Annotated in this window: 8 protein-coding genes and 1 pseudogene; 6 read left to right on the top strand and 3 right to left on the bottom strand. The window is 60.4% G+C overall.

Annotation, left to right across the window (positions count from 1 at the left end; translation table 11 throughout):
- The 3 genes from ACYZT8_RS15465 to ACYZT8_RS15455 all read right to left on the bottom strand — a co-directional run bounded on the left by ACYZT8_RS15465 (nucleotide 1) and on the right by ACYZT8_RS15455 (nucleotide 3,002).
- Complete coding sequence (locus ACYZT8_RS15465; protein ID WP_461973895.1) at nucleotides 1–1,452, bottom strand: DUF1254 domain-containing protein; 1,452 nt, start codon at nucleotides 1,450–1,452, stop codon at nucleotides 1–3.
- A 10-nt stretch (nucleotides 1,453–1,462) separates the two neighbouring features.
- Nucleotides 1,463–2,254: a hypothetical protein gene (locus ACYZT8_RS15460; RefSeq protein WP_461973893.1), complete on the bottom strand. Its 792-nt coding sequence runs from the start codon at nucleotides 2,252–2,254 to the stop codon at nucleotides 1,463–1,465.
- 322 nt (nucleotides 2,255–2,576) lie between these two features.
- Nucleotides 2,577–3,002, bottom strand: a complete 426-nt coding sequence (locus tag ACYZT8_RS15455) for a YciI family protein (RefSeq protein ID WP_461973891.1) — start codon at nucleotides 3,000–3,002, stop codon at nucleotides 2,577–2,579.
- Nucleotides 3,003–3,098: 96 nt separating this feature from the next.
- Here ACYZT8_RS15455 and ACYZT8_RS15450 point away from each other — a divergent pair.
- The 6 genes and pseudogenes from ACYZT8_RS15450 to ACYZT8_RS15425 all read left to right on the top strand — a co-directional run.
- Nucleotides 3,099–3,269 (top strand): annotated as a pseudogene (locus tag ACYZT8_RS15450) (polyketide cyclase); the annotation flags it as partial.
- Between the two features lie 254 nt (nucleotides 3,270–3,523).
- The gene (tpx, locus tag ACYZT8_RS15445; protein ID WP_010459910.1) at nucleotides 3,524–4,024 is read left to right on the top strand and encodes a thiol peroxidase; all 501 of its coding nucleotides are present in this window, start codon (nucleotides 3,524–3,526) and stop codon (nucleotides 4,022–4,024) included.
- A gap of 179 nt (nucleotides 4,025–4,203) precedes the next feature.
- Nucleotides 4,204–5,520 carry an MdtA/MuxA family multidrug efflux RND transporter periplasmic adaptor subunit gene (locus ACYZT8_RS15440; protein ID WP_461973889.1) on the top strand — a complete coding sequence of 439 codons (1,317 nt, stop codon included), beginning with the start codon at nucleotides 4,204–4,206 and terminating at the stop codon, nucleotides 5,518–5,520.
- Nucleotides 5,517–8,621: an MdtB/MuxB family multidrug efflux RND transporter permease subunit gene (locus ACYZT8_RS15435; protein ID WP_461973887.1), complete on the top strand. Its 3,105-nt coding sequence runs from the start codon at nucleotides 5,517–5,519 to the stop codon at nucleotides 8,619–8,621. Before ACYZT8_RS15440 ends, ACYZT8_RS15435 begins: the two co-directional genes overlap by 4 nt.
- Nucleotides 8,618–11,725: an efflux RND transporter permease subunit gene (locus ACYZT8_RS15430; RefSeq protein WP_461973885.1), complete on the top strand. Its 3,108-nt coding sequence runs from the start codon at nucleotides 8,618–8,620 to the stop codon at nucleotides 11,723–11,725. The genes ACYZT8_RS15435 and ACYZT8_RS15430 overlap by 4 nt, the downstream gene beginning before the upstream one ends.
- Nucleotides 11,722–13,209: an efflux transporter outer membrane subunit gene (locus ACYZT8_RS15425; protein ID WP_461973883.1), complete on the top strand. Its 1,488-nt coding sequence runs from the start codon at nucleotides 11,722–11,724 to the stop codon at nucleotides 13,207–13,209. Before ACYZT8_RS15430 ends, ACYZT8_RS15425 begins: the two co-directional genes overlap by 4 nt.
- Nucleotides 13,210–13,330 lie beyond the last annotated feature (121 nt).

The raw sequence follows: 13,330 nt of genomic DNA, 5'->3' as shown, positions 1-13,330 counted from the left end.
TCATTCCACGGCCGTGATGTCGTCGAGTTTCCAGCTTTTGTCGAAATAGGCTTCGGTGGGCGCGTACAAGCGGAAATAGCTGAACCAGTGCTTGCCCGGCACGGTTTGCACCCAGTTGGTCTCGAAGCCGGCGGGCGCGGTCGGGCCGAAGTACAAGTCCACCGAACCGTCGGCGTTTTTCTTCAGGTCCTGACGGGACGACAGATCTGCCTTGCGCTGCGGGTTGTCGATCAGGCAACGGCTGTCGATGTCGTAAACGGTCATCGACCAGAACTGCTTTGCCGGCGGATTGGCGTCGACGTGCAGGCGATAGTTTTTGCCACCGTCGAGCCAGTTGCCCTTGGCGTCGGTATAGGCGCCGAGGTAGGTCTGGCCCAGGCCCGGGGTTTTGGAGACCATGCCTTTGGTGTTGGTGACCGCTTCGTAGAACCAGGCACTGCGCTCCCATAACTGGTCGTAGTAAGCGACACGCTGCGACGGCTCGGCGATGTTGAGCACCGTGTCCCACTGACGGTCCTTCCAGTACTGGGCGTCCGGGAAACGCTTGGCGAAAGTATTTGCTGTGGCGATCAGTTCGCCGACTTGCGCGCCTTGCTCCAGTGCCTTTCGCTGGTTGTCGTTGGGGTTGAAGGGCTTGTCCTTCTCGATGCCGAGGCTGGCGAGCATGGCCATGTAGAACCGATCACGTTCGTTGACCGGTTCTTTCTGGATGATCTGGTGCAAGCGCTCCCAGTAGGCCAGGCCACGCGGTTGGGTGCCGGACCAGGCTTTGCCGTCGGGGGAGAGCAGTCTGGTTTTGGCAGGATTGGTGCGATTGGCGTACGGGTACATCTTGAACTGCTCGACCAACGCCTTGCCTTTGGCCGGGTCCGGATCCAGTACACGAAAACCCACCAGCACGTTCATGGTTTCCGATTTGGCCAGGTAATACTTGCCCGCATCGGCCGGAGGTTCGGCGCCGGGTGGCAGGACCAGGTATTTGCCACCCTTGCCTTTGTCGGGGCCGGTCTGCCCCATGTCGATAATCGCGCGCTGCCAGAAATCACCCACGCCGCCCGCAGTGGGGCCGGGCGGCAGTTCGATCACCAGCGGACCGGTTTCATTCAGGTCGACGAAGCCGAGGATGTACGGTGTGGTCGCATTGGCAGTGATCACGCCCAGCTTGTCTTCGTAACTGTTGAGTACCATCAGGTCGCCGCTGTGGGCGCCGAGCTTGTCACGAAACTCTTCCTGCCACTGGGCGTAGGACACCAACGGCAACGCCCACAGATAACTCTGGGTGGCCTGTTGGAAATCCAGTTCGGCATAGAGCCTGGGGATTGAATCATGGGCTGGCAGCTCGCCTTCCATCGCAATCTTGCCGATCCGCGTCTCGACGTCCTGTGCGCCAACGCCGCAACTGACGAACAGGGTCATCAGACTGAAACCGGCTGCGCGAATTGCAACGTGCATAGAAAAGTCCTTATTTACCGAACGTGACGTTGATCCCGGCGAACAGCGTGAACTGCGGCAGGCCATCGCCTTTGCGCTCCACGGTCCACTGCGGTTCGATGAAGGCGTTGAGGATATTGGACCCGGATTTCCAGACCTTGCCGCCACCCAAACCGAGTGGGATGTAATGGGTGTCGTTCTTCAGGTCGAAGGTCCAGGTACCGGTCGAACGCAGGTACCAGCCCTTGTCCAGGTTATGCATGATGAAGGGCTGCAGCGTCGCGGTTTCGACGTGGGCACGGTCATGATCGCCGGCGAAGGAGCTTTGATACTGCACCAGCGCGCCGAGCAAACCCCGTGGCGATGCATCAATCGCAACAGCGGCCAGGCCCGCCTGCCATTTGCCGGTCCCGAGCTCGTCCTGATCGGCAGTGGGTGCAGTAATTTGCGGGCCGATGCCCAGTTGCACACCCTCGGTCTTGAGCAAGAAGATATCGAAGACGTTCAGATCACCTTCGCCGGTGCTGTAGCCGCCATGCGGGTCGGGGCGCGTACTGATCGGCACCGTGGCGCGCAGCAACTGCGGCACACCGATGAAGTCGCCGGGGGCAATCGGCAGCGTGCCGCGAAGCAGGGCATCGTTGGTGTGGGCATTGGTGTCGTAAAGCTTGGGCGTGTAGTAGTCCTGAAGGTTGGCACCGGGGGCCAGGTTCAGCGGGTTGTTACTTTTGTTGGCCGTCTCGGCGTTGTCCGCCAAGGCACAAACGACAGGCGCAAACCATGCCGCCAACAACACGGCGCGTGTTCCTGCTCTTATCGACATGATTCCCCCGTTCCTTCGTGGCTCATTGGACGACTCGGCACTTGACGGCCGTTACTGCGTAAGCTTTTTCCTATCAAGCCTGTAGGACACGTTTGTTGAAGTTAGCAGCTAACGTCGGGTTCGCCAGTCGGAAGGGGGGATCTTTGGATTTTTGTATAAGTTTTCGGTGTTTTTTGTGTACTAAAAAGTTAATACGAATCAGAGGTTTGGGGGATACACGGCAGAAAAGCCATCGCGGACACGCCTCATTCCTGTAGGAGCGAAGCTTGCCCGCGAAGAACGATAATGGGGTGATGCTGACCGATTAATACTCCTGAAATGTTCAGCGCTTTTTCATCTGCTCGCGCACCCGTTCTTCCTGCTCGCGCAGTTCCGGAGTCAACAGCGCCGCGAAATCTTCCGCGCTGTATATCGGGCGGATCTCGATCTCAGCGTCGTTGCCCGGCATCGGATTGGGGCAGCGCTTGACCCATTCGATCGCTTCCTCTTTCGACTTCACTTCCCATAGCCAAAAACCGGCGATCAGCTCCTTGGTTTCGGCGAACGGGCCGTCGATGACCGTGCGCTTTTCACCCGAGAAACGCACCCGGGCGCCTTTGCTGCTGGGGTGCAGGCCGTCGCAGTCGATGAGGATGCCGGCCTTGGTGAGTTCCTCGTTGTAATTGCCCATCGCGGCCATCAGTTCTTCGCTGGGCATCACGCCGGCCTCGGATTCCTGGCTGGCTTTTACAATGATCATGAATCGCATGGTCTTATCTCCGTTGGAGGGTGGGTGATTCACTGTGTAGTCGAATAACCGTGTCCTGAATCGACAGGTGATGTGTGAAATGCAGTGGCGACGGCTGCCTTTCGTCATGAACACCGGGTGGAGGCGGGAGAGGGCGGTACGCTGTATACCGACCGTGTGACGTATTCGGCTATCGGTGGCGCGTTGACAGAAGCGCTGCTGGTGAATGCGTACATGCGCCGGATCTTCGAGGCACGGCACCGTAATATGCTGCGGTTGTTGAGATAGTCTGTACGCATCAGACCCTGTCGGAGCGAGCCTGCTCGCGATTGCGGTGTACCAGTCGATATCAATTTTGGATGTTCGTCCGCTATCGCGAGCAGGCTCGCTCCCACAGGTTTTTGTGTCGTTTGGGAGAGTTGTATCCAATTCAGGGGGGCGACACTTCACAATTTGTATCCGGGCATAGGTCGTCGGACCATTTCGTGGTTAACTTCGGCCTCTTCAAAATTCTCCACAACAACGTCAGAAGGACTCCGTTCATGGCTCAAGTCACTCTTAAAGGCTCCCCGGTTCAAGTCAACGGCCAACTGCCACAAGCCGGTTCCAAGGCGCCAGCCTTTTCCCTGGTTGCCGGCAATCTGTCCGACGTGACCCTGGCGAACTTCGCCGGCAAACGCAAAGTGCTGAACATCTTCCCAAGCGTCGACACCCCGACCTGCGCCACTTCGGTGCGCAAGTTCAACGCCCAGGCCAACGACATCGCCAACACCGTGGTGCTGTGCATCTCCGCTGACCTGCCGTTCGCTCAAGCACGTTTCTGCGGCGCCGAAGGTCTGGAAAACGTACAGAACCTGTCGACCCTACGCGGTGCCGAGTTCATCGAGAACTACGGCGTTGCCATCGCTGACGGCCCACTCAAAGGCCTGACCGCTCGTGCCGTCGTGGTTCTGGACGAAAACGACAACGTTCTGCACAGCGAACTGGTCAAGGAAATCGCTGAAGAACCGAACTACGAAGCAGCCCTTGCCGTTCTGAAATAAGTAAAGCATTACAATTGTTAACGGCCTGGCCCTGTCCAGGCCGTTTTCATTTGTGCTTCAGTGTCTTAGATAAACCTCCTGTTACGTAAGCCGAAGGTAAATTGCCGGTAAAGGCGCTTTGCTTAATACCCACCAGTGCTTATCGTTCAGCCTCCTGTAGAAAGAAGCTCACGCGCCCAATGGTTGATCATTCCATGCAATCCTCCGCTTCCCGTAATCCTCGTCGCTGGCTGTTCGGCCTGCTTGTCCTGTTGGTCATCGCTGGTCTGTGCTGGAAGTTCTGGCCCGCCAGCACTGCCCATAAGGACGGTGCTGCGCCCAAAGCCGTGGCGGGGCACACCGGCAAGTCGGGGGGGATGCGTCCGGGTTTCGGCGGGGCGACCGGGCCGATTCCTGTGCGCGTGGCTGCGGCGGTCAAGGGTGATTTCCCGCTGTACTACAAGGCGCTGGGCACGGTGACCGCGCTGAACACCATCAATGTGCGCAGCCGCGTTGGCGGCGAACTGATGAAGATCTCCTTCGAAGAAGGGCAGATGGTCAAGGCTGGCGACCTGCTGGCTGAAATCGACCCGCGCCCTTACCAGAACGCCTTGCTCCAGGCCGAAGGCACCTTGCTGCAGAATCAGGCGCAGCTGAAAAACGCTCAGGTCGATGTCGAGCGTTATCGTGGTCTGTTCAAGGAAGACAGTATCGCCAAGCAAACCCTGGACACCGCTGAAGCACTGGTCGGTCAGTACCTGGGCACGGTCAAGACCAATCAGGCAGCAGTCAATGACGCCAAGTTGAACCTCGAATTCACCAAGATCCGCGCGCCGATTGCGGGGCGTGTGGGCCTGCGGCAGCTGGACGTCGGCAACCTGGTGGCCGCCAACGACACCACGGCACTGGCGATCATCACCCAGACCCAACCGATCAGCGTTGCCTTCACCTTGCCGGAAAACAGCCTCGACGTCGTGCTGGCGCGCTACCGCACTGGCGCCAAACTGCCCGCCGAAGCCTGGGACCGTGGCGACACCAAATTGCAGGCCACCGGCGTGTTGCAGAGCCTGGACAACCAGATCGACGTGACCACCGGCACCCTGAAATTCAAGGCTCGCTACGAGAACCGTGATCAAGCGCTGTTCCCCAACCAGTTCGTCAACGTCCACCTGCTGGCCGACACCCTCAAAGACGTAGTGCTCGCACCTTCGGCGGCGATTCAGTTCGGCACCAACGGCACCTTCGTCTATGCCCTGGACGGCGACAAGAAAGTCGCGATCCGTCAATTGAAAGTCGGCGCCAGTGACGGCGAAAACACCGTGGTTACCGAAGGCCTGGCCCCCGGCGATCGCGTCGTCCTGGAAGGCACCGACCGCCTGAAGGAAGGCAGCGAAGTGGAAGTGGTCAACGACACCAAGGACGTACCGACCAGCCCGACCGGGCACCTGCAAGGTAAATCGGCAGCCAGCTCGACTGAGCCGGCCGCCGCCGACAAGGCGAAAAAGGGCGGCGCATGAACATCTCGCGGCTGTTCATCCTTCGCCCGGTCGCCACCACGCTGAGCATGCTGGCCATTATCCTGGCCGGCGTGATCGCCTATCGGCTGCTGCCGGTGTCGGCATTGCCTCAGGTGGATTACCCGACCATTCGCGTCATGACGCTGTATCCCGGCGCCAGCCCGGATGTCATGACCAGCGCCGTGACCGCGCCGCTGGAGCGTCAGTTCGGGCAGATGCCCGGCCTGACCCAGATGGCGTCGACCAGCTCCGGCGGCGCTTCGGTGCTGACCCTGCGTTTCAGCCTCGACATCAACATGGACGTCGCCGAGCAGCAGGTGCAGGCCGCGATCAACGCCGCGACCAATCTGCTGCCCAAGGACCTGCCGGCGCCGCCGGTGTACAACAAGGTCAACCCGGCGGACACCCCGGTGCTGACCCTGGCCATCACCTCCAAGACCATGCTGTTGCCCAAGCTCAATGACCTGGTCGACACGCGCATGGCGCAGAAAATTGCCCAGATCAGCGGCGTCGGCATGGTCAGCATTGCTGGCGGCCAGCGTCAGGCAGTGCGGATCAAGGTCAACCCGGAGGCCTTGGCGGCTAATGGCTTGAACCTGTCGGATGTGCGCACCTTGATCGGCGCGTCAAACGTCAACCAGCCCAAGGGTAACTTCGACGGCCCGACCCGGGTGTCGATGCTCGATGCCAACGATCAACTGACCTCGCCCAAGGATTACGCCAACCTGATTCTGGCCTACGCCAACGGCGCGCCGTTGCGCCTCAAGGACGTGGCCGAGATTGTCGACGGCGCCGAGAACGAACGGCTGGCGGCGTGGGCCAATGAAAACCAGGCAGTGCTGCTGAACATTCAGCGTCAGCCGGGCGCCAACGTCATCGAAGTGGTCGACCGGATCAAGGCCTTGCTGCCGAGCATTACCGACAACCTGCCGGCCGGCCTCGACGTCACGGTCCTCACCGACCGCACCCAGACAATCCGCGCCTCCGTCACCGACGTGCAGCACGAATTGCTGATCGCCATCGCGCTGGTAGTCATGGTGACGTTCCTGTTCCTGCGTAGGGCCAGCGCCACGATCATTCCGTCGGTGGCCGTGCCGCTGTCGCTGATCGGCACCTTCGGCGTGATGTACCTCGCGGGTTTCTCGGTCAATAACCTGACCTTGATGGCCCTGACCATCGCCACCGGTTTCGTGGTGGACGATGCAATCGTGATGCTGGAGAACATTTCCCGGTATATCGAAGAAGGGGACAGTCCCCTCAATGCCGCGCTCAAAGGCGCCAAGCAGATCGGTTTCACCCTGATTTCCCTGACCCTGTCGCTGATTGCAGTACTGATTCCGCTGCTGTTCATGGCGGACGTGGTGGGGCGCCTGTTCCGCGAGTTCGCCATCACCCTGGCGGTGGCGATCCTGATTTCCCTGGTGGTGTCCCTGACCCTGACGCCGATGATGTGCGCACGGTTGCTCAAGCGTGAACCCAAGGAAGAAGAACAGGGCCGTTTCTACCGGGCCAGCGGCGCGACAATTGATTGGATGATCGCGGCTTACGGGCGCAAGTTAAAGTGGGTTCTCAAGCATCAACCACTGACGTTGCTGGTGGCTATCGGCACTTTGGCGCTGACCGTGGTTCTTTACATGGTCGTGCCCAAGGGCTTCTTCCCGGTGCAGGACACGGGCGTGATCCAGGGCATTTCCGAGGCGCCGCAGTCGATTTCCTTTGCGGCGATGAGCGAGCGTCAGCAGGAACTGGCCAAGGTGATCCTCGCCGATCCGGCGGTGGAAAGCCTGTCGTCCTACATCGGCGTCGACGGTGACAACTCGACACTGAACAGCGGCCGCCTGCTGATCAACCTCAAATCCCACAGCAACCGCGACCTGAGCGCCACCGAGGTCATTGCCCGTCTGCAACCGGAACTGGACAAACTGGTCGGCATTCGCCTGTTCATGCAGCCGGTGCAGGACCTGACCATCGAAGACCGGGTCAGCCGCACGCAGTACCAGTTCAGCATGTCGTCGCCGGATTCCGAGCTGCTCAGCCTGTGGAGCGGGCGTCTGGTAGAAGCACTGGCGCAACGTCCGGAATTGACCGACGTTGCCAGTGACCTGCAGGACAAAGGGTTGCAGGTCTATCTGGTGATCGACCGCGATGCGGCGTCACGGGTCGGGGTGTCGGTGTCGAATATCACCGATGCGCTGTACGACGCCTTCGGCCAACGTCAGATTTCAACCATTTACACCCAGGCCAGCCAGTACCGCGTGGTGCTGCAATCGCAGTCCGGGGAGAAGATCGGCCCGGATGCGTTGAACCAGATTCACGTCAAGACCACCGACGGCGGGCAAGTGCGCCTGTCCAGCCTGGCACACATCGAGGAGCGTCAGGCGCAACTGGCGATCACCCACATCGGCCAGTTCCCGGCGGTGATGATGTCCTTCAACCTGGCACCCGGCGTGGCGCTGGGGCATGCGGTGGAAATCATCGATCAGGTGCAGAAAGACATCGGCATGCCGATTGGCGTGCAAACTCAGTTCCAGGGCGCAGCCGAGGCCTTCCAGGCCTCGTTGTCGAGCACCTTGCTGCTGATTCTGGCGGCGGTGGTGACCATGTACATCGTGCTTGGCGTGCTCTACGAGAGCTACATCCACCCGATCACCATCCTCTCGACCTTGCCCTCGGCGGCGGTCGGCGCCTTGCTGGCGCTGCTGTTGAGCGGTAATGACCTGGGGATGATCGCGATCATCGGCATCATTTTGCTGATCGGTATCGTGAAAAAGAACGCGATCATGATGATCGACTTCGCCCTCGACGCTGAACGCAATCAGGGCATGGACCCGGAAACAGCGATCTATCAGGCCGCATTACTGCGTTTTCGACCGATTCTGATGACCACGCTGGCCGCCTTGTTCGGTGCGGTGCCGCTGATGCTGGCGACCGGTTCCGGCGCTGAATTGCGCCAGCCGTTGGGCCTGGTGATGGTCGGCGGTTTGTTGCTGAGTCAGGTGTTGACGCTGTTCACCACGCCGGTGATCTATCTGTATTTCGACCGACTCGGTCGGCGCTGGGGCCGCAAGTCTGAAGCCGTGGAAGCGGTCGAGCAGCCATGAACCTGTCCGGACCTTTCATCAAGCGCCCGGTCGCGACCATGTTGCTGAGCCTGGCGATCATGCTGCTGGGCGGCGTGAGCTTCGGCCTGTTGCCGGTGGCGCCGTTGCCGCAGATGGACTTCCCGGTGATCGTGGTGCAGGCCAGCCTTCCCGGCGCCAGCCCTGAGGTGATGGCCTCGACCGTGGCCACGCCGCTGGAGCGCTCCTTCGGCGCTATTGCCGGCGTCAACACCATGAGTAGCCGTTCCAGCCAGGGCTCGACCCGGGTGATTTTGCAGTTCGACCTGGACCGCGACATCAACGGCGCGGCCCGGGAAGTGCAAGCGGCGATCAACGCCTCGCGCAATTTGCTGCCGAGCGGGATGCGCAGCATGCCGACCTACAAGAAGGTCAACCCGTCCCAGGCGCCGATCATGGTGCTGTCGCTGACTTCCGACGTACTGGAAAAAGGCCAGCTATACGATTTGGCCTCGACAATTCTTTCCCAGAGCCTGTCCCAGGTGCAGGGCGTGGGCGAAGTGCAGATCGGCGGCAGCTCGTTGCCGGCGGTGCGCATCGAGCTCGAACCCCAGGCGCTCAACCAGTACGGCGTAGCCCTGGACGATGTGCGCAACACCATCGCCAACGCCAACGTGCGCCGGCCGAAAGGCTCGGTCGAAGACGGCCAGCGGCTGTGGCAGGTGCAGGCCAACGATCAACTGGAAAAAGCCAAGGATTACGAGTCGCTGATCATTCACTACGCGGACGGCGCGGCACTGCGCCTGAAGGATGTGGCCAAGGTCAGCGACGGCGTCGAGGACCGCTACAACAGCGGATTCTTCAACAATGACGCGGCGGTGTTGCTGGTGATCAACCGCCAGGCCGGCGCCAACATCATCGAGACGGTCAACGAGATCAAGGCGCAACTGCCGGCGTTGCAGGCCGTGCTGCCGGCCAGCGTCAAGCTGAACCTGGCGATGGACCGCTCACCGGTAATCAAGGCAACGTTGCATGAAGCGGAAATGACCCTGCTGATCGCCGTGGCGCTGGTGATTCTGGTGGTGTTCCTGTTTCTCGGTAACTTCCGTGCCTCGCTGATTCCGACTTTGGCGGTGCCAGTGTCGCTGGTCGGTACGTTTGCGGTGATGTACCTCTACGGGTTTTCCCTGAACAACCTGTCGCTGATGGCGCTGATTCTGGCCACCGGGCTGGTGGTGGACGACGCCATCGTGGTGCTGGAGAACATTTCCCGGCACATCGACAAAGGTGTGCCGCCGATGAAGGCTGCGTACCTGGGGGCTCAGGAAGTCGGTTTTACGTTGCTGTCGATGAACGTCTCGCTGGTGGCGGTGTTCCTGTCGATCCTGTTCATGGGCGGGATTGTCGAGAGCCTGTTCCGCGAGTTTTCCATCACGTTGGCGGCGTCCATCGTGGTCTCGTTGGTGGTTTCGCTGACGCTGACGCCGATGCTCTGCGCCCGCTGGCTCAAGCCGCACACGCCGGGGCAGGAAAACCGCTTGCAGCGCTGGAGTCAGCGGGCCAACGAGTGGATGGTCGGCAAATACGCGACCAGCCTCGACTGGGTGTTGCGTCACCGCCGGCTGACCTTACTCAGTCTATTCGTGACAGTTGGCGTTAACATTGCGCTATATGTTGTTGTTCCTAAAACCTTTATGCCGCAGCAGGACACTGGCCAGCTGATAGGTTTCGTGCGTGGCGACGACGGGCTGTCGTTCAGCGTCATGCAACCGAAAATGGAAATCTTCCGCCGTGCCGTGCTCAAGGACGAGGCGGTGCAAAGCGTTGCCGGTTTCATCGGCGGCACCAACGGCACCAACAACGCCTTCATGCTGGTGCGCTTGAAGCCGATTAAGGAACGCAACATTTCCGCGCAAAAGGTTATCGAACGGCTGCGCAAGGAAATGCCCAAGGTTTCCGGCGCACAGCTGATGCTGATGGCGGATCAGGACCTGCAATTCGGTGGCGGTCGCGAACAGACCACCTCGCAGTACTCCTACATCCTGCAAAGCGGTGATTTGAGTGATTTACGTGAGTGGTACCCGAAAGTCGTCACCGCGTTGAAAGCGTTGCCGGAACTGACGGCGATCGATGCCCGTGAAGGTCGGGGGGCTCAGCAAGTGACCCTGATCGTCGATCGCGATCAGGCCAAGCGCCTGGGTGTCGATATGGACATGGTCACCTCGGTGTTGAACAACGCCTACAGCCAGCGGCAGATCTCGACGATTTACGACAGCCTCAACCAGTACCAAGTGGTGATGGAGGTCAATCCGAAGTATGCCCAGGACCCGATCACGCTCAATCAGGTCCAGGTGATCACCGCCGACGGCGCACGGATTCCGCTGTCGACCATTGCCCACTACGAAAACAGCCTGGAAGACGACCGGGTCAGCCACGAAGGCCAGTTCGCGTCCGAAAGCCTGTCTTTCGACATGGCCGACGGGGTGACGGTGGAGCAGGGCACGGCGGCGATCGAGCGGGCCATCGCCAAGGTCGGCCTGCCGGAAAGCGTGATTGCGAAAATGGCCGGCACCGCCGATGCCTTCGCCGCGACCCAGAAGAGCCAGCCGTGGATGATTCTCGGCGCGCTGGTGGCGGTGTATCTGGTGCTGGGCGTGCTGTATGAAAGCTACATTCATCCGCTGACCATTTTGTCGACGTTGCCGTCGGCCGGGGTCGGCGCGCTGCTGTCGATCTATGCGTTGGGCGGTGAGTTCAGCCTGATTTCCTTGCTCGGGTTATTCCTGCTCATCGGCGTGGTGAAGAAAAACGCCATTCTGATGATCGACCTGGCGCTGCAACTGGAGCGGCATCAGGGCCTTGAGCCACTGGAGTCGATTCGCAGCGCCTGCCTGCAACGTCTGCGACCGATTCTGATGACCACCCTGGCAGCGATCCTCGGTGCGTTGCCGTTGCTGCTGAGCCGCGCCGAAGGGGCGGAAATGCGTCAGCCGCTGGGCCTGACCATCATCGGCGGGCTGATCTTCAGCCAGGTGCTGACCCTTTACACCACCCCGGTGGTTTACCTCTATCTCGATAAACTGCGCCATCGCTTCAACAAATGGCGTGGAGTGCGTACCGATGCTGCTCTGGAAACTCCGTTATGACTGACCGTTCGCTTATCAATCTGGCTACGCCGTTGGCGACGGCCCGGGGCTCGCGTTTGCTGAGCCTGGCGCTGTGCGTGGCGATGCTCAGCGCTTGCGCTGTCGGCCCGGACTACCAGCGCCCGCAAGCCGCTGCGCCGGTGCAATACAAGGAAGCGGCTGGCTGGCGTCAGGCCAGCCCGAGTGATTCCCTGGCCCGTGGCGCCTGGTGGGAGTTGTATGGCGATCAGCAGCTCAATGGCCTGATCGAGAAACTCAACAGTTCCAACCAGACTGTTGCCCAGTCCGAAGCCCAGTACCGTCAGGCCCAGGCCTTGGTGCGTAGCGCCCGGGGTGCGTTTTTTCCGACCGTGGACCTGACCGTCGGGAAAAACCGCTCCAGCCAAGGCACTGGTAGCAGCAGTTCGAGCCTGACCAGTTCCTCCAGCGGTATACGCGACACCTACACCGCACAGGCTGGGGTCAGTTGGGAAGCCGATATCTGGGGCAAGTTGCGCCGAGGCCTGGAAGCCGACACCGCCAACGCCGAGGCCAGCTTTGCCGATCTGGCAGCGATGCGCCTCAGCCAGCAATCGGAACTGGTGCAGAACTACCTGCAACTGCGGGTGATCGACGAACAGAAACGCCTGCTGGAAGCGACCGTCGAGGCCTATCAGCGCTCGCTGAAAATGACCGAAAACCAGTACCGCGCCGGTGTCTCCGGCAAGGACGCGGTGGCACAGGCCCAGACTCAACTCAAAAGCACCCAGGCGGACATGGTCGACTTGATCTGGCAACGCGCCCAGTTCGAGAACGCCATCGCCGTATTGATCGGGCTGCCGCCAGCCGAATTCAGTCTGGCCGAAACCCAAAACATCCCGACGCTACCCGAAATACCGCTGAGTCTGCCGTCACAGTTGCTTGAACGTCGCCCGGACATTGCTTCTGCTGAACGTTCGGTGATGGCGGCCAACGCCAACATCGGCGTGGCCAAGGCTGCGTATTATCCGGATTTCACCCTGAGCCTGAACGGCGGTTACAGCAGCAGCACCTATGCCAACTGGATCAGTGTGCCGAACCGCTTCTGGTCAGTGGGACCGCAACTGGCCATGACCCTGTTTGATGGAGGCCAGCGTTCCGCCGAGGTCGATCGCAGCGAAGCGGCCTACGACGAAACCGTCGCCAAGTACCGCCAGACGGTGCTCGATGGTTTCCGCGAAGTGGAAAACTATCTGGTGCAGCTCAAGGTGCTGGAAGATGAAGCCGGCGTGCGCCAGGAAGCTCTGGACGCGGCGCGTGAATCCCTTCGGTTGACGCAAAACCAATACAAGGCCGGGGTAATTGCTTACCTTGGAGTAGTGGTGGTCCAGGCCACCGCATTGAATAACGAACGCAGCGTGTTGAGCCTGTTGCAGAGCCGCTTGATCGCCAGTGTGCAGCTGATTGCGGCGCTGGGTGGTGGCTGGGACGGGGCGCTTGAAGTGAGCGAAAACAAACAGCCCTGACACCCCAAACCCTTGTAGCAGCTGTCGAGCAACGCGAGGCTGCGTTCGGCAGCGAAGCTGTCGTGAAACCAGGTGGCGCGGTGTTTCAGGAAGACCTCATGCATAGGTTTTACGACGACTG

The organism is Pseudomonas sp. LB3P93, from assembly GCF_054898025.1.
The sequence above is the reverse complement of the archived record's forward strand: the minus strand, read 5'-3'. Positions and strand labels throughout refer to the sequence as shown.

Coding starts and splice junctions, on each gene's coding strand:
- ACYZT8_RS15435 (WP_461973887.1), top strand. CDS start 5,517: ATGAACATCTCGCGGCTGTTCATCCTTCGCCCGGTCGCCACCACGCTG.
- ACYZT8_RS15465 (WP_461973895.1), bottom strand. CDS start 1,452: ATGCACGTTGCAATTCGCGCAGCCGGTTTCAGTCTGATGACCCTGTTC.
- tpx (WP_010459910.1), top strand. CDS start 3,524: ATGGCTCAAGTCACTCTTAAAGGCTCCCCGGTTCAAGTCAACGGCCAA.
- ACYZT8_RS15425 (WP_461973883.1), top strand. CDS start 11,722: ATGACTGACCGTTCGCTTATCAATCTGGCTACGCCGTTGGCGACGGCC.
- ACYZT8_RS15455 (WP_461973891.1), bottom strand. CDS start 3,002: ATGCGATTCATGATCATTGTAAAAGCCAGCCAGGAATCCGAGGCCGGC.
- ACYZT8_RS15430 (WP_461973885.1), top strand. CDS start 8,618: ATGAACCTGTCCGGACCTTTCATCAAGCGCCCGGTCGCGACCATGTTG.
- ACYZT8_RS15460 (WP_461973893.1), bottom strand. CDS start 2,254: ATGTCGATAAGAGCAGGAACACGCGCCGTGTTGTTGGCGGCATGGTTT.
- ACYZT8_RS15440 (WP_461973889.1), top strand. CDS start 4,204: ATGGTTGATCATTCCATGCAATCCTCCGCTTCCCGTAATCCTCGTCGC.